This window comes from Embleya sp. NPDC008237, from assembly GCF_042956465.1.
GTDB lineage: Bacteria > Actinomycetota > Actinomycetes > Streptomycetales > Streptomycetaceae > Embleya.
In genome coordinates this window covers 313,632-336,001 of sequence record NZ_JBIBGL010000001.1, presented here as the reverse complement: position 1 = coordinate 336,001, position 22,370 = coordinate 313,632, and the positions used below count along the sequence as shown (strand labels likewise).

Here is a 22,370-nt window from a genome sequence, read left to right as displayed (position 1 = left end):
GGCGGGGGCCGACGCGCGTCACGCGGTCGGGAACGGCGCCTCGGGCAACTCCCGGGCCACCCGGGCGGCCAGTTCGCACACCGCCGGATCGGCCGGGAAGCGCCCGGCCAGCGCCTCCACGGTGCGCCGCAGTCGTACGATCAGCCGCTCCGAACGCACCCGGAAGGCGATCTCCAGGGCCGCCGTGGCCTGCTCGACCGCACCCGCCGGGTCGTGCTCGATCAGGAACACCGTGGCCAGCCCCACGTGCGCGAGCGCGAGGCTGCGCACGAACTCGCCGGTGCCCAGCAACAGCCGTACGGTCTCGCTCAGCCGCTCCTTCGCCGGGGCTACGAACGCCGGTCGGGTGTAGGCGAGATCGCGATAGGCGTGGCCGCTCTCGCAGAGCAGTTCGGCCCGGTTGAAATAGCGGATCCAATCCGGCTCGGTGTGCGGCCGACTGTCCGCCAGCGCCTGTTCGGCCAGTCCCAGTGCGCGCCGACATCGATCCGTGTCGCCCAGCGCGGCATACGCGCGCCCCTCCAGCGTGTACAACATCGCCTGCAACCCGGCGCCACCGGTGTCCCGGCTGCCGTACTGGGCCAGGTGAATCAACTCCAGCGCGTCCTCGGCCAATTCGTAGTGGATCATCTGCCGGGACATCACCCCGAGCACGTTCGCCCCGAACGGCGCGTCGTCGCACTCCTTCGCCGCGTGCAGGGCGAGCACCATGTACTTCTGCGCGCCCGGTTGCAGGCCGGTGTCGTAGGACATCCACCCGGCGAGCAGCGCGAGTTCGGCGGTCAGCCCGAGCAGCCGAGCACGCACGGCGGGCGGGTGCGCGTCGCGCAACAGATCGGTGAGCGCGTTGAGTTGGCCGATCACCGCCTTGCGCCGCAGCCCGCCGCCACCCTGCATGTCCCAACGCCGGAACAGCCGGACCGACTCGTGCAGATGCTCGGTCGCGGACGCCGGCAACCGCGGCCGTCGCCCGCCGCGCCCCGCACCGGCACCGGCACCGGGCACGATCGGCGCGGGCAGCGGAGCCGGCGTCGCGGGCAGCGGCGCGGACCAGCGCTGAAGCGGCTCGACCAGATCGCGGCCCGCCGCCAGGCGCAACGACGGACCGACGAACTCCTGCCGACCGAGCAGCAGATCGCCCCGGGTGTACTCGCCGAGGATCTCGACCACCGTCTCGAACGTCCAGGGCAGGTCCACGCCGAAGTCGCCGTGCGGCTCGTCCGGCTCGCGCAGGCCCAGTTCGTCGATGCTGACCACGCGACCGAACCGTCGGGTGAACAACTCGGCCAGGATCTGCGGTATCGGTTCGCGCGGCTGCTCACCGTCCAGCCAGCGGCGCACCCGGGAGGTGTCGGTGCTCACGTGCGGGGCCGACATCGCCCGCGCGTGCCGGTTCACCTGACGGGCCAACTCGCCCTTCGACCATCCGCTGCGGGCGAACCACGCGGAGAGCCGGTCGTTGGGCTGCCGCCCGCCGTCCGGTTCGTGCTCGTCCGCGGACCCGCCGTCCCGCGCTCGCGTCGTCGCCACCGCATCGCCCCCATGCCCTCAGCGGTCCGGCCGGTCAGGCGTCGGGCCCCGATGGGAACCGTACGCGCAGGCCCGTTTGCCGAACGTATTCCGACTCGCCCGCAGGCGTCGGTCGATGCGCCAAACGCCAGGCTTCGCCACCCCACGCGCCCGGGACGCGCCAGGGGGGAGACCGCGTTTGACTGATCGGCGACACAGGCCGACGACGGCTGCCGGTCCCGTTCATATCGTGCGAACCCCGCGGCCGTCGAGATGACTCGTTGCGATCACAGCGTAACCAAAAGTAATGAGTGCCGTTGGGAGGACATGGACATCATGCTCGGATCGCGCCGGCGTACGCGGGCCGCACTGTGGCAGGCGGTGGCCGAGTTCGCGGAGGAACGCGGCTGGCCGGTGGCCCAGGGTGCGCACCTGGTACGCGACGGACGCGGCACCCACTGCTCGTGCGGCCGCGTCACGTGTGCCGCGCCGGGCATGCACCCGGCGGACCCGCGCTGGGCGGAGCGGGCCACCGCATCACCGGCCGCGGTGCGCTACCTGTGGTCGCAGTGGCCGGACAGCACCGTCGTGGTGCCCACCGGTCGGGTCTTCGACGCGATCAGCGTGCCGCGCCGGGCGGGCACCCGGGCCCTGGTGCGCCTGGAGCGGATGGGCACCCCGCTGGGGCCGGTCCTGGCCACGCCGACCGGGCGGGTCGCGTTCCTGGTGGCCCCGGGCGCGGCGGCCGAACTGCCCCATCTGCTGTACCAGATGGGCTGGGACGACGCCGTCCTGGACCTGCGCTGCCACGGCGAGGGCGACTACGTGTTCGCGCCGCCGTCGCCGATGGGCATGCTCGGCCCGGTGGAGTGGATCCGCCCGCCCGAGAGCGGCGACCCCGCGCTCCCGGAGGCCCGCCTGCTCCTGGGCACCCTGGCCTATGCGTGCCACCGCAAGGACGCCTCCTCGACCGGCCGAGGTCTGTGGCTGGCCTCCTGAGCGGACCGCGCCGAGCGCGGAAAAAACGCCGGACGGGCCGTGTCGACCCGTCCGGCGTTCGTGATCGGCCCGTCAGTCCCCGATCAGCGCGTCCACGAACGCGGACGGCTCGAACGGCGCCAGGTCGTCCGGACCCTCGCCGAGGCCGATCAGCTTGACCGGCACGCCCAGCTCGCGCTGCACCGAGACCACGATGCCGCCCTTGGCGGTGCCGTCGAGCTTGGTCAGCACGATGCCGGTGATGTCCACCACCTCGGCGAACACCCGGGCCTGGACCAGGCCGTTCTGACCGGTGGTGGCGTCGAGCACGAGCAGCACCTCGTCCACCGGACCGTGCTTCTCCACCACCCGCTTGACCTTGCCCAGCTCGTCCATCAGGCCGGTCTTGGTGTGCAGTCGGCCGGCGGTGTCCACGAGCACCGTGTCCACACCCTCGGCGATGCCCTCCTTGACCGCGTCGAACGCGACGCTGGCCGGATCGCCCGCCTCGGGGCCGCGCACCGTACGGGCGCCGACCCGCTCGCCCCAGGTCTGCAACTGATCGGCGGCGGCGGCGCGGAAGGTGTCCGCGGCGCCCAGCACGACACTGCGGCCGTCGGCGACCAGCACTCGCGCGAGCTTGCCGGTCGTGGTGGTCTTGCCGGTGCCGTTGACGCCGACCACCAGCACCACGGCCGGCCGGTCGCCGCCCTCGCCGCCGGTGTGCCGGGCGGTCTTGAGCGTGCGGTCCAGGTCGGGACCGAGCAGGGTGAGCAGTTCTTCGTGCAGCAGTGAGCGCAATTCGGCGGGGGTACGGGTGCCCAGCACCTTGACCCGGGTCCGGAGACGGTCGACCAGCTCCTGCGTGGGCGCGACACCGACGTCGGCGGTCAGCAGGGTGTCCTCGATCTCCTCCCAGGTGTCCTCGTCCAGGTGCTCGCGTGCGAGCAGCGCCAACAGGCCCTTGCCGAACGTGGTCTGCGAGCGGGCCAGCCGGGCGCGCAGCCGAACCAGCCGCCCGGCCGTGGGCTCCGGGACCTCCAGCGGGACGACTTCCGGCTCGGTCGGCACGACGACCGACGTTTCCGGCAGATCGACCGTGTCGATGGTGCGCCGGGGCGCTTCGACGGGCGGGGCGGCCTCGTCGCCGACACCCGGCTCGACCGGTGTGCGCGGGGGCGCCGGCGGCACGCCCTTGCGGCGCGAGCCGACCACGAACCAGCCGGCGGCGACGAGGGCGACGAGGGCAATGACGACGATCAGGATCACAGTCTCCATAGGACCTCCAGTCTCCCAGACGGTCCGGCGCCGAACCGCGACCGGCCGCTCCCGGCGGGTCCGCGCCCGACCGGCCGTCCGTGACCCGGAGACCGTTGAATCCTGACACTGCGTCAGATAGCTTGCCCATGCCAAGCACCGTCCGGCAGATGACACGTGTCCGAGACGGCTTCGGCTCGACCCGGAAGGTGTTCACGCTCCATGGCTGTCACGAATCTGCGGTTCAACCAGGTCCTCCCCGGTCTCGACCGGCAGGAGATGTCCGCGCGCTACCGGGCCACCGTCGAGATGGCGGCCTTCGCGGACAAGAACGGGTTCGACATGATCAGCCTGGAGGAGCACCACGGCGCGGACAACGCGTGGAGCCCCTCCCCGCTGAGCACCGCAGGCGCGATCTTCGGCGCCACGGAGCGGATAGGCGTGATCGTCTGCGCACTGCTCGCCCCGCTGTACGACCCGATCCGGCTCGCCGAGGACATCGCCGTCCTGGACAACATCAGCGGCGGCCGACTCTCGCTCGTCGCGGGCCTGGGCTACCGGCCCGAGGAGTACGCGGCACTCGGCAAGGACTGGAAGCGGCGCGGGAAGATCCAGGACGAGGTGCTGGAGACGCTGCTCAAGGCGTGGACCGGCGAGCCGTTCGAGTACCGCGGCGCCACCGTCCGGGTCACCCCCAAGCCGTTCACCGACCCGCACCCGATGGTCATGGTCGGCGGCACCGCCAAGGCGTCCGTACGCCGCGCGGTCCGGCTGCGGCTGCCGTTCTACGCCGCGGCGCCGATCCCGGAGCTGGAGCAGTACTACTACGAGCTCGCGGCCGAGGAAGGCTTCGAGGGCGGCTTCGCGATCCTGCCGCCGGTCAAGACCCGGATGATCTTCTGCACCGAGGACCCGGACAAGGCGTGGGCCGAGTACGGCGAGTACTTCCTGCACGAGGCCACCACGTACGCCGGCTGGCAGACCCCCGACATAGCCTCCGTGGTCGAGTCCTCGGCCACCACGGTCGCCGCGCTGCGCGAGGAGGGCATCTACTGCTGCCTCACCCCTGACGAGTGCGTCGAGATCGGCCGGTCCGGCGGCCTGACCGACGCGCTGATCCTGCACCCGCTGGTCGGCGGCCTGCCGATCGACGCGGGCTGGGCGAGCCTGCAGCTGTTCAACGACAAGGTCATGCCGCGCAACGTGCCGGCCGAGTGATCCCACAGGCCCGGTGACCCGGCACGCCCGGCGACCCGACCGACCCGCTACCGACGACGGTCACACCCTCGACTCGACCGGGGTGTGGCCGCCGCTCGGCTTCACCCGCCCGCGGACACCCCGCTCATCGGCTCCGCGTGCTCGGACGCCACCCGCCGGTCCTCCCGACGCAGTCGCTGACTGATCACCGTGGTGACCCCGTCGCCGCGCATCGAGACGCCGTACAGCGCGTCGGCCACCTCCATCGTGCGCTTCTGGTGGGTGATCACGATCAGCTGCGAGCTCTCCCGCAGCTCCGCGAAGATCGCGATCAGCCGCTGCAGGTTCATGTCGTCCAGCGCCGCCTCGACCTCGTCCATCACGTAGAACGGACTGGGCCGGGCCTTGAAGATCGCCACCAGCAGGGCCACCGCGGTCAGCGAGCGCTCGCCGCCGGAGAGCAGCGACAACCGCTTGACCTTCTTGCCCGGCGGCCGGGCCTCCACCTCGATGCCGGTGGTCAGCATGTCGTCCGGGTCGGTCAGGATCAGCCGACCCTCGCCGCCCGGGAACAACCGCGCGAACACGCCCACGAACTCGCGCGCGGTGTCGTGGTACGCCGCCGTGAAGACCTGCTCGACCCGCTCGTCCACCTCCTTGACCACGGTCATCAGGTCCCGGCGGGTGTTCTTCAGGTCCTCCAACTGCTCGGTGAGGAAGTTGTGTCGCTCCTCCAGCGCGGCGAACTCCTCCAACGCGAGCGGGTTCACCTTGCCCAGTTGCACATGCGCCTTCTCCGCCGCGCGCAGCCGCTTCTCCTGCTCGGCCCGGACGTACGGGCGTGGCTGCGCCTCCGGCGAGTCCGGGTCGCGCTCCTCGCCCTCGGCCGGCGGCGACGGCGGCACCGGCTGGTCCGGGCCGTACTCGGCCAGCAGACCCTCGGCCTCGATCCCGTGCTCCTCCAGGGACTTGGCCTCCAACTGCTCGACCCGCAGCCGCTTCTCCGCGCGCAACATCTCGTCCCGGTGCACCGAGTCGGTCAACTTCTCCAACTCGGCCGCGAAGCTGCGGGACCGGCCGCGCTCGCGGGCCAGCTCCGCCTCGTGCGCGGCCCGGGCGCCCTCCGCCGCGTCGCGCTCGGCCCCGGCCCGGGCCAACGACGCCTCGACATGCCGCAGCAGCACGTCGGTGCCCGCGACCACCGCGCCCGCGATCCGCGCCTCCACCGCCAGCCGCTCCCGGCGCCGGGCCGCGCTCGCCCGCGCCTCGCGCTCGGCCCGCGCGCCCCGGTCGAGCGCGTCGGCCCGGCCGGCCAGCGACCGCACCCGCTCCTCGTGCGTGCGCACCGCGAGGCGGGCCTCCATCTCGGCCTGCCGCGCGGCGCTCGCGGCGCCCGCGAGCCGGTCCCGCTCGGCGGTGTCCGGTTCCTCGTCGCCCTCGGCCGCGTTGTACTCCTGCGCCGCCTCCAGCCGGGCCGCGAGTTCCTCGACCTTGAGCTCCTCCTGCGCGCGCGCCGCCTCGGCCTCGGCCACCGCACCCGCCAACCGCTCGGCCTCGCCCGCCGCCGCCCGGGCCTGCCCGCCGAGCCGGCCCAACTGCTGCGCTGCCGCGGCGGCCTTGCGCTCCGCCTCGCGGCGCTGCGCGGTGATCCGCTCGACCTCGGCCGCCGCCTCCCGCCGGGTCGCCACCGCACCGGCCAACGCCGCGGCCAACCCGGCACACCGCTCGGTCAACACCGCCGCCCGCTCGGCCGCCTCGTCCACCGCCGCCTGCACCTCCAGCAGGCTCGGCGCGCTCGCCGACCCGCCGTGCGCGAAGCCCGCGCCGACCAGATCGCCCTCCCGGGTGACCGCGCGCACCCCGGGCAGCGCCCGGACCAGCTCGGCGGCGGCGGTCAGATCCTCGACCACCGCAACCCGGTCGAGCAGCGGCTGGACCGCGCCGCGCAACTCCTCCGGTACGGACACCAGGCGCGTCGCGTAGACCACCCCCGCCGGCAGCTCCGGCCACTCCGCCGGCCCACCGCCCGTCGCCCCTTGCGCCGCGCCCCCGCCCAGCAGCAGCGCGGCCCGGCCCGCGTCGTCCTTGCGCAGCAGCCGCAACGCGTCCACGGCCGGCTGCACACCCGTGACCGCGACCGCGTCCGAGGCCGCGCCCAGGGCCGCCGCGATCGCCTGTTCGGCGCCGTGCTCGACGGTGATCAGCGCGGCCACCGTGCCCAGCACGCCGGACAACCGGTCCCCCGCGGCGAGCAGCGCGCCGGTGCCGTCCTTGCGCCTGAGCGCCGGCTCCAGCGCCTCCTTGCGCGCGACGACCGCCGACCGCTCCCGCTCGGCCTCCTTCTCCGCGTCGCGGGTGAGCACGAGCGCCTCCTCGGCCTCGGCCAGCACCTCGCGGGCCGTGGCCAACCGGGCCTCGATCGCGGCGAGTCCCCCGCCGCCGTCGTCCTGCGGGGCGCCCTCGACGCCGAGCCGGAGCTGCTCGTACTCCTCCTGCGCCGCGACCGCACGCTCGCGTGCCTCGTCCCGGGCGCCCACCAACCGACCGATCTCGGCCTCCGCCGCGGCCACCCGACTGCGCGCGGCGCCGACCCGGCCGACCAGCCGGGCCAGACCCTCGCGACGGTCCGCCAGCGCCCGGGCGACCTCCTTGAGCCGGCGCTCCTCCTCGACCAGGGCGCGTTCCAGCTCGCCGCGCCGCTCCACCGTCTCGGCCAGCTCGACCTGCGCCGATTCCAGCGCGGCGGCCAGCTCCGCCTCCTGCTCGCGGATCCGCTCGGCCTCGCGCTCCATCTCCTGCGGGTCGCGCCCGCGCCGCTCCTCGGCGGGCGCCGACGTCGCATGGCGGACCCGCTGCCGGGCCAGCCCGGCCGTCCCGCGCACCCGTTCGGCCTGCGCGGACAGCGCGTACCAGGTCTCCTGCGCCCGGGCCAGCCGCGGCGCCATCGCCCGCACCTCGGTCTCCAGTCGTGCCTCGCGCGCCTGCACCAGTGCGAGTTCGCGCTCCACGGCGGTGCGCCGCTCGCGCAGCGCGGCCTCGTCCGCGACCTCCTCGGCCAGCGCGCTCTTGAGCCGTACCAGGTCGTCGGCGAGCAGCCGCAGCCGCGCGTCCCGCAGGTCGGCCTGGATCGCCGCGGCCCGGCGGGCCACCTGGGCCTGGCGCCCGAGTGGCTTGAGCTGCCTGCGCAGTTCGTTGGTCAGATCCTGCACCCGGGTCAGGTTGGCCTGCATCGCGTCCAACTTGCGCAGCGCCTTCTCCTTGCGCTTGCGGTGCTTGAGGACCCCCGCCGCCTCCTCGATGAACGCTCGCCGGCCGGCGGGGTCGGCCTGAAGCACCGAGTCGAGCCGACCCTGACCGACGATCACGTGCATCTCCCGGCCGATGCCGGAGTCGGAGAGCAGCTCCTGGATGTCCAACAGCCGACACGTGCTGCCGTTGATCTCGTACTCGGAGCCGCCGTTGCGGAACATCCGCCGGGTGATCGTGACTTCGGAGTAGTCGATGGGCAGCGCGCCGTCGGCGTTGTCGATGGTCAGGCTCACCTCGGCGCGCCCGAGCGGCGGTCGGCCTGTGGTGCCGGCGAAGATGACGTCCTCCATCTTGCCGCCGCGCAGCGTCTTGGCGCCCTGCTCGCCCATCACCCACGACAGTGCGTCGACCACGTTCGACTTGCCGGAGCCGTTGGGCCCGACCACGCAGGTGATCCCCGGCTCGAAGCGCAGCGTCGTCGCCGACGCGAAGGACTTGAAGCCACGCAGGGTCAGACTCTTCAGGTGCACGCGACGAAAGACTAGTCGGCACGACCCGGACGATTCGCCCGCTCGGTCCGTCCGAGGGCGTGTCGAGCGTCTCGGATGGGGGTATCAACCGCTGGAAGCGAGCGGGTGGGCGCGAGGGGGCACGGCGGGGACGGCAGCAGAGGAATCGAAGTACCGGGCGCGCGGATCACGGGGCGCGCCACAGGGGTCGCGCGGGGATCGGGACCCGCGATCGGACCCATGAGCGCGAGGCAGGGCCCCGCGACAGTCACGGCACCGCGGGTCACGGACGAGAGCCACGCAGAGACACGTTGTGGGTAACGGCCGGCTAACGCTCACGGCACGCCAAGGCGTGCCCGGCCGGCTCCGGAAACGACAAAGGGACGCCTGAAGGCGTCCCTGGTTATCGCTTGCGCGAACCTACGCTCGCGAAAGCGCGGGTTCCGCCGCGGAGACGTCGAAGCCGGCAAGCAGCTCGTCCGAAGCGGCGGCGTTGAGCGCGTCGTTACGCTCCTGGGCACGGACAAGTTCCGTTTCCAGGTCACGAACACGCTGCTGGAGCCGTCGATTCTCGGCGAGCAGTCGGGGATCGGGGCCACCGACGTAACCGAGAAGCGCCTTCGCCATGAGAGGGTCCTCCACGCTGAAAATGAATGACCACGCAAGTTCGCGGGTCTAAATGTGGCACCCGGCCGCAAGGCTCCTGATAGGGTGCGCGGGCTTCCAGCGTCGCACCAAAAACGCAGAAGGTCAATATCATAACGGCACGATAACGAGACCTTCACCCGATCAAACGCGGTTCGACCGCGGACTGGGGTGACGGCTGTCGTGCTGGGTGTACGAGATCATCTTTCGACCTCCCCAGTCAAGAAGATTCCGGTTGTCCGCCAACTCCGGACGGCCGTGCCCTAGAGTCACTCCGGCACCACCACCCGTTCGGGTGAATTGATATCCCCTGCCGGAAGGTGACTCAACCCTCCATGGCTCGGCACAGTCGTACCTCGGCCTCGGCCTCCGCCCGCCCGCATCGACGACGCGCGAAGTCGCGCCGCCGGCGCGTCGCCCCCCTGCTCGCCCTGCTGGCCCTGCTCGCGGTGGGCGGCACCGTGGCCGGCATGGTCGTCTCGGACCGGGCGGGCGAGTCCTCCGCCAACCGCGTCGCGGGCGCCGACGGGCCGCTGCCCGGGCATGCCCTCGACGGCTCCGCGCCGCCCGGCGGCGTCGGGGCCGACCGGACCGGCGACGAGGCGTCCCGCAGCCTGCTCCCGGGCGCGTCGACCACCGGCCGGACCGCGCTGCCCGCGACGAGCCCCGGGCCCACGGCGAGCACCACCACCGGCGCGCCGACCACGAGCGCGGCCACGACGCCGAGCGCGAGTGCGACGCCGAGCAAGCCCGCAGGCACCCCGACCACGAGTGCGGCGAACCCGCCGAGCGGCCCCGAGGACAAGGTGCTCGCGGTGGTCAATCAGGAGCGCGCGACCGCGGGCTGCGGCCCGGTCAAGAGCGACGCCAAACTGGTCGCGCTGGCCCGCGCGCACAGCGCGGACATGGCCGACCGCGACTACTTCGACCACAACACGCCCGAGGGCCTGACCCCGTGGGACCGCGCCGAGAAGGCCGGCGTGAGCTACCTGGGCGCGGAGAACATAGCGCGCGGCCAGAAGACCGCCGACGCGGTGATGCGGGCCTGGATGAACAGCCCCGGCCACCGCCGCAACATCCTCGACTGCGGCCTGACCAAGCTCGGCGTCGGTATCCGGGAGGGCGCCAACGGCCCTTGGTGGACCCAGGAGTTCGGCCGCTGATCGGACGGATCGGCCGGGCCGGCGCACCCGGTGGCGCATCCCCGCGGGATCCGCGGCCCGGCCCGGAAACCGCCCGCTCAGCGCGGCCCCACCCCGAGCCGATCCGCCAGCAGACCGAACACGTACAGCCCCGATTCGCCCTGGTTGCGGGCGAGCACGAGGTCGACCGCCTCCGCCGCCGCCGCGCGGCCCGCCGCCCGCGCCCAGCGCACCGCCGCGTCGACCACCTTCGGTCGGGCCCGGTCCAGCACCTCGCCCACCTCGTCGCGCAGTTGGGCGTAGCGCTCCGGCCGACGCAACTCGCCGCCCCCGTCGAAGACGTCCGCACCGGCGCGGGCGGCCTCCAGTTCGAGCCGGCCCATCGCCAGGTGCGCCGCCGCCTCGCCCGGATTCAGCCACGCCTCCCAGGCGCCCGCCGCGCTCACTCCCTGGACGTGCGCCACGTGCGTCTCGAAGACCCAGCACACCAACACCGGCGAGTCCGCCTTCGCCGCCAGCGCCTCCAGCCACGGCCGCTCGAACGCGTACGGATCGTCCTCGTGCCGCACGTGCGTCGCGGTCCAACCGTCCGGCGACTCCCACATCGTCCGGGCCGGGTGCGCCGCCGTGTCCACGTGCGGCGCGAATTCGGACAACGGCCGCGCCTCGCGCACGACGACGATGTCCCCGTTGAATCCCATGACACGCGCTCCCTGGATTCCGGTGCCTACGCCCCGGCCGTCGCCTTGCGTGGCGCGCGCTGACAGGCCGGGCAGAAGTAACTGCTGCGGTTCATGAACGAGATCCGCCGGATCGGCGTGGCACACCGGTTGCACGGCTCGCCCTCGCGCCCGTAGGCGTCCAGGCCCCGGGAGAAGTAGCCGCTCTCCCCGTTCACGTTGACGTACAGGCTGTCGAAGGAGGTGCCGCCCGCGGCCAGTGCGTCGGTCATCACGTCCCGCGCGGACGCGAGCAGCAGCGTGGTCTGGGCGAGCGTGAGCTTTCCGGTCTGCCGGGCACCGTGCAGCCGGGCCCGCCACAGCGCCTCGTCGGCGTAGATGTTGCCGATCCCGCTGACCAGGGTCTGGTCCAGGAGCGCACGCTTGATCTCGGTGTTGCGCCGGCGCAGCGCCGCGTGGAAGAGCGCGTCGTCGAACAGCGGGTCCAACGGGTCGCGCGCGATGTGCGCGATCGAGGGCGGCAGTTCGGCACCGCCGCGCTCGACCGCGAGCCCGCCGAACGTGCGCTGGTCGACGAAGCGCAACTCGAGCCCGCCGTCGGTGAAGGTGAACCGCACGTGCAGGTGTTTCTCCCGGGGCGCCTCGGGCGGTTGCACCAGGAGTTGCCCGCTCATGCCCAGGTGCGCGAGCAGCGCGTCCTCCGGAGCCTCCGCGCCGGGCGCCACCAACGGCAACCACAGATACTTCCCGCGTCGTCGGGCGGCGTGCACCCGGGCGCCGACGAGCGCGTCGGCGAAGTCCACGAGGCCCGCGAGATGGCGCCGCACGGCGCGTTCGTGGGTGACCTCGACGTGCGCGATGGTGCGACCCACCACCCACTTCTCCAGTCCGCGACGGACGACCTCGACCTCGGGCAGTTCGGGCACCTTGCACTCCCCCTGGGGACGGCACAACCGGAGACGACACGACGGGAGACAACACGACGGGCGACACTGCGACCGGCGGTGGGGCCGCCGTCGGGAATGCGAAAATGCCTGCCGGTAGGTGAGATCGTGCCGGGCGACCGCGAGATCGGTGACCGGTTCGAACTTACCTATCGGCAGGCATTGGCTCGGAGACTACGCGGTGGCCGGCTGCGTGCCGGAACCGTCTCCGTACTTGGCGCGGATCGAGTGCCAAGCGCTTTCGGCGGCCTGCTGCTCCGCCTCCTTCTTGCTCCGCCCGACACCGGTGCCGTAGTCGACACCCGCGACCCGGGCGAGCGCGGTGAAGGTCTTCTCGTGGTCGGGACCGGTCTCGGAGACCACGTACTCGGGGACTCCGATACCCGCCGCGGCGGTCTGCTCCTGGAGACTGGTCTTCCAGTCCAGGCCCGCTCCGAGATTCGCCGACTGCTCGATCAGCGGATCGAACAACCGGTGGATCAGCTCGGTCGCCGCGTCGAGACCCTGGTCCAGGTACACCGCACCGAGGATGGCTTCGAGCGTGTCCGCGAGGATCGAGGACTTGTCTCGCCCACCCGTGCCCACTTCACCTCGGCCGAGCCGGATGAAGGCGCCCAGGTCCAGTCGCCGACTGACGCCCGCGAGGGCGCGCGAGTTGACGACGGCGGCCCGCAGTTTCGCGAGCTGGCCCTCGGGCAGGTCGGGGTGCCTGCGGTACAGCGTGTCGGTGACGACGAGACCGAGCACCGAGTCGCCCAGGAACTCCAGGCGCTCGTTGGTCGGGAGCCCGCCGTGCTCGTACGCGTACGAGCGATGGGTGAGGGCGCGTTCCAGAAGGGCGGCATCGAGCGACCAGCCCAGCCGCCCTTCCAGATCCGCGTATTGCGCGAGTGATTCCGTCACCGGAACGACCACCGGCCTGATCAGACGTCGAGGACCTGGCGGCGGTTGTAGGTGCCGCAGCTCGGGCACGCGATGTGCGACAGCTTCGGCTCACGGCAGCGCTCGCAGGTCACCAGGTTGGCGGCAGTGGCCTTCCACTGGCTCCGGCGGTGCCGGGTGTTGCTGCGCGACATCTTCCGCTTCGGAACAGCCACGGCTACTTCTCCTGGTTCTCGTCGGCGCTGGACGCGCCGTCAACGTCGGCTTCGGCGGAAGGTCCGTCGAAGATGTTGGTCAACTTCGCCCACCGGGGGTCGGCGAGCTCGTGACTGTGGTCGGGGTCCTCCGCGAGCAGTGCTCCGCATTCGGAACACAGACCCGGGCAGTCCTCCCGGCACAGCGGCGAGAGCGGCAGTGCGAGCACCGTCGCGTCCCGCAGCACCGGCTCCAGGTCGAACAGGTCGTCCGTGAGCCGGAAGGCGTCCTCGTCGGCTTCCGCGTCCGGGTAGACGTACAGCTCCTGGAAACGCACCGTGAGCTCACGCTCGAGCGGTTCCAGGCACCGGACGCACTCACCGGTCAGCGGCATCTGTGCGACGCCGGTGACCAGCACACCCTCCATGACCGCTTCCAGCCGGATACCCAGCTGGATGGGGGCACCTTCGGGCGCGCCGATCACATCTGCCACACCCATGTCCTTCGGGGCCGGCACGGAGCGGGACACCTTCAGCATGGATCCAGGCCGACGTCCCAGCTCGCGTGTGTCGACGACGAGTGGTTTGCGGTGATCCAAGCGGTCCAGGACGTCCTACCTCATGCAGTGCCACCCCCCGGGTCGCGGGGGGCTCGAATGGTCAGGGTGCCAACCCTCGGGGCACGCGAAAAGCACGCCTCGGGCAGGGTCGGTCCGTAAGAGTATCGCAGCCCGCGCGCCAGGCCCCAAACGGGGCCATTCGAGCGGGTCCGCGCGACGCCCGGCGAAGGGTGCCCGGCACGCGGCGCCCGACGAACGGGCGGCACGGCTGCCGGGCCCCGGCTTTGGCCGGACGGTTACTGGCGGCCGCCGTCCTGCTGGAACTGCCGCACGTCGATCAGGCTCGTGTCGAAGAAGCTGGTCTCGTCCAGCGACTGCGCGTACTGGGCCTGCGGGTCGTAGGCGGGCTGCTGCCCCGTGGTGTTCGCCGGGTCGTGCTGCGCCGGGTCGTGCTGCGCCGGGTACGCCTGCTGCTGCCCGTGCTGGTCGTACTGCGGCATGTCGTACTGGCCCTCGTAGCCACCGGAGTAGCCGGTGTCCGGTCCGGCGCCCTGTGCGTAGGCGGGCTGCCCGTAGGCGTCCTGGCCGTAGCCGTGCTGACCGCCGTAGGGGCCGGCCTGCGCGGGCACGGTCGGCGCGGCGGGCGGCGCGGCCGGGTAGTCGGGTTGGGCGGGCGCGGCGAACGTCTCCTCGTGGCCGTCGAGCTGGGCCTGCAGGCTGCCCGGGCGGCCCTTGGCCTGGGCATCGGCCAGCTCCTGCGCCTGCATGTATTCGCCGAGCTCGTCGGAGGGACGGCGACCGCGCATCTTGTCCCGACCCCGGCCGATCGCACCGAGCGTCTTGGTCAGCACGACCTCGAAGTTGGCCAGCTTCTGGTCGACGTAGTCGTCGGCCTCCTCGCGGATGCGCTGGGCCTCGCGGCGGGCCTCGGACAGGATCCGGTCGGCCTCGCCGTACGCCTCGCGCGCCACCTCGGTGTCGGCGACCAGCGAGCCGCGCTCCTCGCGCGCCTTGGCCAACACCCGCTCGGCCTCGCGGCGCCCCTCCTCGATCACCGACTCGCGGTCGCCGAGCACCCGGCGCGCGTGGTCGAACTCCGCCGGCAGCAGGTTCTTGAGTTCCTCGAGCCGGGCCACCACGTCCGCGCGGTTGACCACGCACGACGCCGACATCGGCATCGAGCGCGCGTTCTCGACCAGTGCGATCAGTTCATCGAGCTTGGGCTGCACGTCCACGGGCTTGCTCTCTCTCCTCAAACCGACGGTAGCCGTCGTGTTCGCCGGCATCGCGTGACGGACCGACTCGCCGCGGGCGGTCGGCCCGGCGACGAGGCACGTGCCGCGTCAGCCCTGCGCGAGCCGCTCGGTGAGCCGACGTAGCACCGTCTCCGGCACCAGGCCGGACACGTCGCCTCCGTACGTCGCGACCTCTTTGATGAGACTCGACGACAGAAAGCTGTAGAGGGGGTTCGTCGCGACGAACAACGTCTCCACCTCGGTAAGACCGTAGTTCATCTGCGCCATCTGCAACTCGTAGTCGAAGTCGGTGACCGCGCGCAGGCCCTTGATGATGGCCGGAATCCCGCGCTCCTTGCAGAAGTTGACCAGCAACCCCTCGAAGGCCTCGACCTTGACGTTCTTGTACTGCTCGACCACCTCGTGGAGCATCTCGATGCGCTCCTCGATGGTGAACAGACCCGAGCGCTTGGCGCGATTGAAGCCGATCGCCACGTAGACCTCGTCGTACAGGCTCGCGGCCCGTCCGATGATGTCCAGATGACCGTTGGTGACCGGGTCGAACGAACCGGGGCAGACGACTCGACGCAACGGAGGTTCCCCTCGAAATCGGGTGCCGACGGGTCCGGACCCGATGGTCCGCCCGCCTGGTCAGGCTTGCGCGGCGCGACCGTACCAGAGCGTTCCCTCGCCGTAGCGACGGGATCTGATCTCGACGAAATCCGCAGGCCACGCGAATGGCCCCCCACGCGTTGCGCGTTCGACCACGATCAGCGCCTCGGGCGCCAGCCAGCCGTGCTCGGCCAGTGTGCCGAGCAGCGTGCCGACCTCACCGTCGGTGACCGCGTACGGCGGATCGAGGAAAACCACGTCGTACGGCTCGTCGGGGCAGGGCACCGCGGCGGTCTTCTCCGCGCGGGCCGGCCGCAGCTCCGCGCCGGGCAGGGCGACGAGGCGGATGTTGGTCCGAATCGTGTTCGCCGCACGCGGGTCGGACTCGACCAGCAGCACTCGCGCCGCGCCTCGGGACAGCGCTTCCAGGCCGACCGCGCCGGAGCCCGCGAACAGGTCGAGCACCCGTGCGCCGTGCAGGTTGCCGCGCAGCGACTGGAGGGTGGAGAACAGTCCCTCACGGGCCCGGTCCGAGGTCGGCCGGGTGCCCTCGCCCGGCGGCGTGCTCAGCCGTCGGCCGCCCGCCGCCCCGGCGATCACCCGGGTCATGCGTGGGCTCGTGGACGGAGGGCGGGCCGGCGGTCGGCGCCGCGGGCGGGCCGGGCATACGTGTCCTGCATGGGGTCAACGCTATCGACTGGTCCCGGCCGACGAAATCCGGGCCGAAATACGATGTGCGACCTGTCATACACACAGGGCCACCGGATCGTATGAGGGGTGTGCACGGCGAGGGCGCCATCGCCGGGCACGGGCGACAGCGATCGCCGTTCGAGACATCGATCCCACACCCGATCCCGGGAGAGCCCGATGAAGCTCCGCACCTTCCTCGCCACCGTCGTCACGGGCGCCGCGCTGGCCGCGACCGGCCCAACCCCCGCCGTCGCCGAGACGCCCGGCACGCCGCATAAGACCGCGGCGCACTGCTACGTCGACAGCAACGGCACCCTGCACTGCGCCAACGGCGCGAGCGATCTGCGCTCCCAGCCGTACTTCCGGGCCCCGGTGGTCAGCCGACTGGACAGCACCTACAGCTACTTCAGCTGCTGGACCGAGGGCGACCCGCACTCGGGCGGCAACGACATCTGGTACTACACCGACGGCGACGACGGCGGGCACGGCTTCCTGCCCGCGCAGCGCGTGTTCACGCCGCAGGACCCGATGCCGGGCATGTACCACTGCTGACCGACCGCCGACCGACCCACGCGGCCGGCGGACGGAGATCGTCCCGTCCGCCGGCCGCGTGCCCGGGTGGGGTGCGCCCACCCGTCCGCTCAGAACGCGCAGTCCGGCACCTCGGCCTCGTTGCGGGTGCGGACGCCGGGCAGCCAGCCCTCGGCGCCGGTGCCCAGCACCACCACCCGATACCAGTGCTTGGAGGCGACGCCGGTCTCGTCGGTCACGCGCGGGCCGTCCGCGAGCAGGCAGACCAGGAGCAGTCGGTCGCCGTGCCAGACCCGATCCGCCAGATCGGCCGTCCGCGACGACAACCGCGCCTCCTTGAAGACGCCGAGCGAGCATTCGAGCGTGCGCAGCCCACGGCACGGCACCTCGGAGTTGTAGACCTCGCTCTGCACGCTGACCGCACGCGCGGCGGGCGGCCTGGGCGCCGGCTGCTCGGTCGGGTCGTGTCGGCCGACCAGGAAGGCACCCAGGCCGACCACGGCGACCACCAGCACCGCGGCCAGCGCCATCGCGAACGCTCCGCGCCACACCGGGCGCGGGGCCGGCCGGCGCATGACCCGCAGCGCCAGGCCGGGTGGTTCGACACAGGCGGCGTCCGCCGCGCGCAGCCGGGAGCGCAGCTCGTGGACCGCGTCGTCGGGGTCGTCGAGATCGGGGGGCGGCGGGTTCACCGGGTGACTCCTTCGTGTCGGTCCCGGCGGCGGAACCGGCCGGCGGGGCCGCCCAGGCCGGCCCGCAGCCGGGCCAGGGCGCGCTCGCGCGAGCGGGACACCGTGCCCCGGTGCACGCCGAGGATCTCGGCGGCCTGATCGATCGTGTATCCGTCCAGGTCGACCAGGAGCACCGCGGCGGCCTGCTTGGCGGGCAGCGAGCCGAGCATGCGCACCGCCTCCCACTCGGCCTCGCGCCGGGCGATCGCATCGCCGGCGGCGGACTGGGCCCGCTCCCCCGGTTCGGGGGGTTCGGGCAGCAGGACCTGCCGGCTGCGGGCGCGCCACATGTCGCGGGTGACGCTGACCAGGGCCCGGAAGGCGTAGGCGTAGGGCTCGGGATGGCCGAGCAGGCGGTCGGGTCTGCGGGCCAGCTTGAGATACGTCTCGTGCACCGCGTCCTCGGCGCTGCCCTCGCCGGCGAGCAACACGGCGCGTCGATACAGCCGAGGGAGCAACCCGCAGAAGAGCGCGTCGAAGCCCTCGTCCCCCGTACATGCGTCCATGGCCCATTGGTAGCCAACCGACGGGCTGTTCCGCGTGCTCCGAACGGGTGAGCCGTGGGGGCGCGCGGGAGCGGAGCGAGGGCGGTCAGCCCTTGTCGAGGTACTCCGCGCGCTCGTCGTCCAGGATGCTGGCCAGCGCGCTGCGCAGGTCGTGGTGCTCGACCAGGTCCGGGTCCTCCGCCACGATCGTGCTCGCCTCCTCGCGGGCCGCCACGATCAGTTCCTCGTCCCGGACCACCTCCAGCATGCGCAGCGACGAGCGCGAGCCGGACTGCGCGTCGCCGAGCACGTCGCCCTCGCGGCGTTGTTCGAGGTCGATCCGGGACAGCTCGAAGCCGTCCAGGGTCGCGGCCACCGCGTCCAGGCGTTCGCGCGCGGAGGTGCCGCCGGGCATCTCGCTGACCAGCAGGGTCAACCCGGGGGCGCTGCCGCGGCCGACCCGGCCGCGCAGCTGGTGCAGTTGCGAGACGCCGAACCGATCGGCGTCCATGATCACCATGACGGTCGCGTTGGGCACGTTGACGCCGACCTCGATCACCGTGGTCGCCACCAGCACGTCCAGTTCGCCGGCGGTGAAGCGGCGCATCACGTCGTCCTTGTCGTCCGGCGCCATCCGGCCGTGCAGCACCGCGATCCGCAGGCCGGCCAGCGGACCGGCGGTCAGCGCCGCGGCGACGTCGAGCACGGCCAGCGGCGGGCGGCGCTCCTCGGCTCCGCCGGCGGCGTCCGCGCCGATGTCCTCGGGGTCGTCCAGGTAGGCCTCGGCGGGCAGGTCCTCGTCCCGCTCGGCGGCCTTGGCCTTCGACTTGGCCTTCTTCTTGGCCTTCGGGTCGTCCTCCTCGTCGCCGATCCGCGGGCACACCACGTACGCCTGGTGTCCGTTCTCCACCTCCTCGCGCACCCGCTGCCAGGCGCGGTCGAGGAAGTGCGGCTTCTCCTTGGCCGGGACCACGTGCGTGGCGATCGGCGATCGGCCGGACGGGAGCTGGGCCAGGATCGAGGTCTCCAGGTCGCCGAACACGGTCATCGCCACCGTGCGCGGGATCGGTGTCGCGGTCATCACCAGCAGGTGCGGCGGGCGTTTGCCCTTGCCGCGCAGCGCGTCGCGCTGTTCGACGCCGAACCGGTGCTGCTCGTCGACCACGACCAGACCCAGGTCGTGGAACTCCACCTTGTCCTCGATCAGCGCGTGCGTGCCGATCGCGATCCCGGCCTCGCCGGTGACCAGGTCCAGCAGGGCGGCGCGGCGCGCGGGCACCCCCATCGAGCCGGTGAGCAGGGTCACCTTGGTGCCGATCTCCGACCCGCCGAGCATCCCGGCGCCCTCGGCCAGCGGCCCGAGCATCTCCACGATCGACCGATAGTGCTGCTGCGCGAGCACCTCCGTCGGCGCCAACAGCGCCGTCTGCCCTCCGGCGTCGACCACGGTCAACATCCCGCGCAGCGCGACCAAGGTCTTTCCGGCACCGACCTCGCCCTGGAGGAGGCGGTGCATCGGGTGCTCGGTGGCCAGGTCGGCCTCGATCTCGGCGCAGACCTCCCTCTGGCCGTCGGTGAGTTCGAACGGGAGGCGGGCGTCGAAAGCGTCCAGGATGCCGTTCGAACGGCGCGGGCGGGCCACCGCGGACAGGGCCCGGGCGTCCCGGCGGCGGCGGGCCAGCGCGATCTGCAGGACGAACGCCTCGTCCCACTTGAGCCGGTCCTTGGCTGCGGTGACGTCGTCCCACGAGGTCGGCCGGTGCACCCGCAGGAGCGCCTCGGCCAGTCCCGGCATGCCGCGTCGCTCGCGCATCTCGGCGGGCAGCGGGTCGCCGATCTCGCCCAGCGTGTCCAACGCCATGCCGACGCACTGGGCGATCTTCCAGGACGGCATGTTGGCGGCGGCCGGGTAGACCGGGATCAGCGCGCCCGCGAACACGTCCGCCACGCCGTCCTGATCGTCCTCGCCGATCAGTTGGTAGTCGGGCTGGCTGAGCTGGATCACGTTGTTGAACCGACCCACCTTGCCCGCGAACAGGCCGCGCCGGCCCGGGCGCAGTTCCTCCTCGCGCCAGGCCTGGTTGAAGAAGATCAGGGTGAGCTTGCCGCGCCCGTCGGTGACCTCGACCTCCAGGAGGTTGCCGCGCCGGTTGCGGAACTGCCGCTTGCTCACCTTGGCGATCTCCGCCATCACGGTGACGTGTTCCTCGGGCTCCAGGCGGGAGAGGTCGGTCAGGCGCCCGCGCTCCGCGTAGCGCCGGGGGTAGTGGCGCAGCAGATCTCCGACGGTGTCCAGCTTGAGGGATTTGGCCAGCACCGTCGCCGTGCGGTCGCCGACGAGTTTCTTCAGCGGTTCGTCAAGGCGCGACATGCCGCCCAACGGTACTGGTCGAGGGTGTCATCGGGTCGGCGCAACCGCCGGGTCAGGCCCTACTCGACCCCGATGAGCAGCGGGTACACCTCCTGGCCGCCCTCGTAGACCATCACGTCCACGCCGAGCCGGGTGGCCCGCAGGTGGCGCTCGATCGCGGCGGCCAGGCCCGGCGGGCAGGCGCTGCCGGTGACCAGGGTGACCAGTTCGCCGCCACCGGCAAGCATGCGATCCACCACCACGGTGCCGGTCTCGCGCTGGTCGTGGCCGATCACCGCGATGTCGCCCTCGATCACGCCGAGCACGTCGCCCGCCTGGCAGACGCCGGCCATCGTCCACGACTCGCGGACGGCGACGGTGAGCGCGCCGTAGCGGGTGGCGCCGGCGGCCGAGGTCATCCCGACGATGTCCTGGTCGAAGCGCCGTCCGGGTTCGTGCACGGCGAGCGCGGCCAGGCCCTGTACGGCCGCCTTGGTCGGGATCACCTGGACCCGGATGCCGTGCGCCTGGGCCTGCTGCGCGGCCACCCCGGCCACCGCGTGGCAGTCGGCGTCGTTGGGCAGCAGCACCACCTCGCGCGCCTCGGTGCGCCGGATCGCGTCCACGAGCACCCCGGTGGAGGGCCGCCGGCCGGGACCGGCCTGCACGACGTGCGCGCCGTTCTCGGCGAACAGCGTGGCCAGGCCGCCGCCCTGGGCGACCGCGACGATCCCGCGCGTGGGGGCGGGCTCGGGCGCGGCGAGGCCGGCGAGGGGGCGCTCCAGGTGGGTGATCCGGATCCGGTGCGGCCGGCCGGCCTCGATGCCCGCCTCGACGGCCGCACCCGCGTCGTCCACGTGCACGTGCACGTTCCACAACCCCTCGCCGCCGACCACCACGAGCGAGTCGCCGAGCGCGCCGAGCCGCTCGCGCAGCGCGGGCAGCGCGTCGGCGGGCGCGTCCAGCAGGTAGATCACCTCGAACCCGGGCCCCTCGGGCGAGGCGTCCGGCCCGACCGGTCCGGCGAACGGAACCGGGACCGGGGTGTGCACCTGATGCGGGTGGATCCGGTACGCCGAGCGCTCGCCGGTGACCACCGCGAGCAGCGCGTCCAGCAGCACGGTCAGGCCGCGGCCGCCCGCGTCCACCACGCCCGCCCGGCGCAGTACGTCCAGTTGCTCGGGGGTGCGGGCCAGGGCCCCGCGCGCCGCGGTCGCGGCCGCTCGCACCACCGGCCGCAGCTCCACGCCCGCGCCGGCCGCGGCGTCGGCGGCGGCCCGGGCCACGGTGAGCATGGTCCCCTCGACGGGCCGGGCCACCGCGGCGTACGCGGCGTCGGCGGCGGTGCGCAGGGCGTGCGCGAGGGCGAGGCCGGAGGGCACCTCGCGGCCGGTCTCGATCGCGGCGGCCTGTTCGGCCTCCAGGCGCTCGGCCATGCCGCGCAGGAGTTGGCTGAGGATCACCCCGGAGTTGCCGCGCGCGCCCATCAACGCGCCGTGCGCCAGGGCCCGGAAGGCGGTCGGCAGGTCGGGTTCGGGCAGGTCCCCGCCGAACAGGGCGTCGACCTCGGCGGTTCCCGACTCCAGGGTCAGGAACAGGTTCGTGCCGGTGTCGCCGTCGGGCACGGGATACACGTTGAGGGCGTCGATTTCCTCGCGCGCTCGCCCCATCAGTTCCAAGGCGACGCGACCCCAGCGGCGTACCGCCGGACCGTCCAGCTCTCCCAGCAGGCCCTGCACGCCCACCTCCTGTACGAATCCGTCTCTGCGCGTCCCGTCCGCCGGCCACGTTATCGAGACGGGGAGCGGTGAAGCGGCCGACCCGGATGGGTTAGGCTTGGCGGGAAGCATGACGAGATCAGCTGATTGCGTATGCCCGGATCATCCCGGGTTCGCGCAGCGCATGGTTCGTCGGTTACTCTTCTGCGGTTGTCCGGCATTCGGCCGGCACGTGTTCGTACGCAATTCCCATTCGTCTTTGGAGTGTTCCC

At 72.6% G+C, this 22,370-nt stretch carries 20 protein-coding genes; 4 read left to right on the top strand and 16 right to left on the bottom strand.

Annotation, left to right across the window (positions count from 1 at the left end; all coding sequences use genetic code 11):
- Window positions 1–18 precede the first annotated feature (18 nt).
- A complete protein-coding gene (locus tag ACFZBU_RS01370) occupies window positions 19–1,530 on the bottom strand; it encodes a hypothetical protein (protein ID WP_391581383.1) in 1,512 nt (503 codons plus the stop codon).
- Window positions 1,531–1,836: 306 nt separating this feature from the next.
- Here ACFZBU_RS01370 and ACFZBU_RS01365 point away from each other — a divergent pair, with 306 nt between their 5' ends.
- A complete protein-coding gene (locus ACFZBU_RS01365) occupies window positions 1,837–2,508 on the top strand; it encodes a bifunctional DNA primase/polymerase (protein ID WP_391581382.1) in 672 nt (223 codons plus the stop codon).
- Between the two features lie 72 nt (window positions 2,509–2,580).
- Here the strand turns inward: ACFZBU_RS01365 and ftsY are convergent, their stop codons facing one another.
- Window positions 2,581–3,765 carry a signal recognition particle-docking protein FtsY gene (gene ftsY, locus ACFZBU_RS01360; protein WP_391581381.1) on the bottom strand — a complete coding sequence of 395 codons (1,185 nt, stop codon included), beginning with the start codon at window positions 3,763–3,765 and terminating at the stop codon, window positions 2,581–2,583.
- A 201-nt stretch (window positions 3,766–3,966) separates the two neighbouring features.
- Here ftsY and ACFZBU_RS01355 point away from each other — a divergent pair, with 201 nt between their 5' ends.
- Window positions 3,967–4,962, top strand: a complete 996-nt coding sequence (locus tag ACFZBU_RS01355; protein ID WP_391581379.1) for an LLM class flavin-dependent oxidoreductase — start codon at window positions 3,967–3,969, stop codon at window positions 4,960–4,962.
- A gap of 101 nt (window positions 4,963–5,063) precedes the next feature.
- Here ACFZBU_RS01355 and smc read toward each other — a convergent pair whose 3' ends face one another.
- Window positions 5,064–8,720 (bottom strand): chromosome segregation protein SMC, encoded by a 3,657-nt coding sequence (gene smc / locus ACFZBU_RS01350; RefSeq protein WP_391581378.1) that lies wholly within the window; start codon window positions 8,718–8,720, stop codon window positions 5,064–5,066.
- A 399-nt stretch (window positions 8,721–9,119) separates the two neighbouring features.
- Window positions 9,120–9,326, bottom strand: coding sequence for a hypothetical protein (locus ACFZBU_RS01345; protein ID WP_078975259.1), 207 nt, complete (start codon window positions 9,324–9,326; stop codon window positions 9,120–9,122).
- Window positions 9,327–9,679: 353 nt separating this feature from the next.
- On the opposite strand from ACFZBU_RS01345, the gene ACFZBU_RS01340 reads away from it, so the two are divergent.
- A complete protein-coding gene (locus ACFZBU_RS01340) occupies window positions 9,680–10,507 on the top strand; it encodes a CAP domain-containing protein (RefSeq protein WP_391581377.1) in 828 nt (275 codons plus the stop codon).
- A gap of 77 nt (window positions 10,508–10,584) precedes the next feature.
- On the opposite strand, the gene ACFZBU_RS01335 is transcribed toward ACFZBU_RS01340, so the two are convergent.
- The 8 genes from ACFZBU_RS01335 to rsmD form a co-directional block, all read right to left on the bottom strand.
- The gene (locus tag ACFZBU_RS01335; RefSeq protein ID WP_391581376.1) at window positions 10,585–11,187 is read right to left on the bottom strand and encodes a hypothetical protein; all 603 of its coding nucleotides are present in this window, start codon (window positions 11,185–11,187) and stop codon (window positions 10,585–10,587) included.
- A 26-nt stretch (window positions 11,188–11,213) separates the two neighbouring features.
- Entirely contained in the window at window positions 11,214–12,092 is an 879-nt protein-coding gene (gene mutM / locus ACFZBU_RS01330) for a bifunctional DNA-formamidopyrimidine glycosylase/DNA-(apurinic or apyrimidinic site) lyase (protein WP_391581375.1), read from the bottom strand.
- Between the two features lie 192 nt (window positions 12,093–12,284).
- Window positions 12,285–13,025, bottom strand: coding sequence for a ribonuclease III (gene rnc / locus ACFZBU_RS01325; RefSeq protein ID WP_379989192.1), 741 nt, complete (start codon window positions 13,023–13,025; stop codon window positions 12,285–12,287).
- A gap of 8 nt (window positions 13,026–13,033) precedes the next feature.
- Complete coding sequence (gene rpmF / locus ACFZBU_RS01320; protein WP_026218805.1) at window positions 13,034–13,207, bottom strand: 50S ribosomal protein L32; 174 nt, start codon at window positions 13,205–13,207, stop codon at window positions 13,034–13,036.
- A 2-nt stretch (window positions 13,208–13,209) separates the two neighbouring features.
- On the bottom strand, window positions 13,210–13,725 hold the full coding sequence (locus tag ACFZBU_RS01315; protein ID WP_391581374.1) for a YceD family protein: 516 nt from the start codon (window positions 13,723–13,725) through the stop codon (window positions 13,210–13,212).
- A gap of 317 nt (window positions 13,726–14,042) precedes the next feature.
- On the bottom strand, window positions 14,043–14,981 hold the full coding sequence (locus tag ACFZBU_RS01310) for a cell division initiation protein (RefSeq protein ID WP_391581373.1): 939 nt from the start codon (window positions 14,979–14,981) through the stop codon (window positions 14,043–14,045).
- A 108-nt stretch (window positions 14,982–15,089) separates the two neighbouring features.
- Complete coding sequence (gene coaD / locus ACFZBU_RS01305; RefSeq protein WP_020553272.1) at window positions 15,090–15,572, bottom strand: pantetheine-phosphate adenylyltransferase; 483 nt, start codon at window positions 15,570–15,572, stop codon at window positions 15,090–15,092.
- Between the two features lie 60 nt (window positions 15,573–15,632).
- Entirely contained in the window at window positions 15,633–16,202 is a 570-nt protein-coding gene (gene rsmD / locus ACFZBU_RS01300) for a 16S rRNA (guanine(966)-N(2))-methyltransferase RsmD (RefSeq protein WP_391581372.1), read from the bottom strand.
- Between the two features lie 258 nt (window positions 16,203–16,460).
- Between rsmD and ACFZBU_RS01295 the strand changes: the two genes are divergently transcribed.
- Complete coding sequence (locus ACFZBU_RS01295) at window positions 16,461–16,835, top strand: hypothetical protein (RefSeq protein ID WP_391581370.1); 375 nt, start codon at window positions 16,461–16,463, stop codon at window positions 16,833–16,835.
- Window positions 16,836–16,924: 89 nt separating this feature from the next.
- Here the strand turns inward: ACFZBU_RS01295 and ACFZBU_RS01290 are convergent, their stop codons facing one another.
- The 4 genes from ACFZBU_RS01290 to ACFZBU_RS01275 form a co-directional block, all read right to left on the bottom strand.
- Window positions 16,925–17,506 (bottom strand): hypothetical protein, encoded by a 582-nt coding sequence (locus tag ACFZBU_RS01290; protein ID WP_391581369.1) that lies wholly within the window; start codon window positions 17,504–17,506, stop codon window positions 16,925–16,927.
- Window positions 17,503–18,051, bottom strand: a complete 549-nt coding sequence (locus tag ACFZBU_RS01285; protein WP_391581368.1) for an RNA polymerase sigma factor — start codon at window positions 18,049–18,051, stop codon at window positions 17,503–17,505. Before ACFZBU_RS01285 ends, ACFZBU_RS01290 begins: the two co-directional genes overlap by 4 nt.
- Window positions 18,052–18,136: 85 nt before the next feature.
- Window positions 18,137–20,401 (bottom strand): ATP-dependent DNA helicase RecG, encoded by a 2,265-nt coding sequence (recG, locus tag ACFZBU_RS01280; protein ID WP_391581367.1) that lies wholly within the window; start codon window positions 20,399–20,401, stop codon window positions 18,137–18,139.
- A 59-nt stretch (window positions 20,402–20,460) separates the two neighbouring features.
- Window positions 20,461–22,125, bottom strand: coding sequence for a DAK2 domain-containing protein (locus ACFZBU_RS01275; protein WP_391581366.1), 1,665 nt, complete (start codon window positions 22,123–22,125; stop codon window positions 20,461–20,463).
- Window positions 22,126–22,370 lie beyond the last annotated feature (245 nt).

Bases quoted from the DNA above. Each gene is read 5' to 3' on its own strand.
- ACFZBU_RS01365 (WP_391581382.1), top strand. From the start codon at position 1,837: ATGGACATCATGCTCGGATCGCGCCGGCGTACGCGGGCCGCACTGTGG.
- ftsY (WP_391581381.1), bottom strand. From the start codon at position 3,765: ATGGAGACTGTGATCCTGATCGTCGTCATTGCCCTCGTCGCCCTCGTC.
- ACFZBU_RS01355 (WP_391581379.1), top strand. From the start codon at position 3,967: ATGGCTGTCACGAATCTGCGGTTCAACCAGGTCCTCCCCGGTCTCGAC.
- ACFZBU_RS01345 (WP_078975259.1), bottom strand. From the start codon at position 9,326: ATGGCGAAGGCGCTTCTCGGTTACGTCGGTGGCCCCGATCCCCGACTG.
- ACFZBU_RS01340 (WP_391581377.1), top strand. From the start codon at position 9,680: ATGGCTCGGCACAGTCGTACCTCGGCCTCGGCCTCCGCCCGCCCGCAT.
- ACFZBU_RS01335 (WP_391581376.1), bottom strand. From the start codon at position 11,187: ATGGGATTCAACGGGGACATCGTCGTCGTGCGCGAGGCGCGGCCGTTG.
- ACFZBU_RS01315 (WP_391581374.1), bottom strand. From the start codon at position 13,725: ATGCTGAAGGTGTCCCGCTCCGTGCCGGCCCCGAAGGACATGGGTGTG.
- rsmD (WP_391581372.1), bottom strand. From the start codon at position 16,202: ATGACCCGGGTGATCGCCGGGGCGGCGGGCGGCCGACGGCTGAGCACG.
- ACFZBU_RS01295 (WP_391581370.1), top strand. From the start codon at position 16,461: ATGAAGCTCCGCACCTTCCTCGCCACCGTCGTCACGGGCGCCGCGCTG.
- ACFZBU_RS01285 (WP_391581368.1), bottom strand. From the start codon at position 18,051: ATGGACGCATGTACGGGGGACGAGGGCTTCGACGCGCTCTTCTGCGGG.
- recG (WP_391581367.1), bottom strand. From the start codon at position 20,401: ATGTCGCGCCTTGACGAACCGCTGAAGAAACTCGTCGGCGACCGCACG.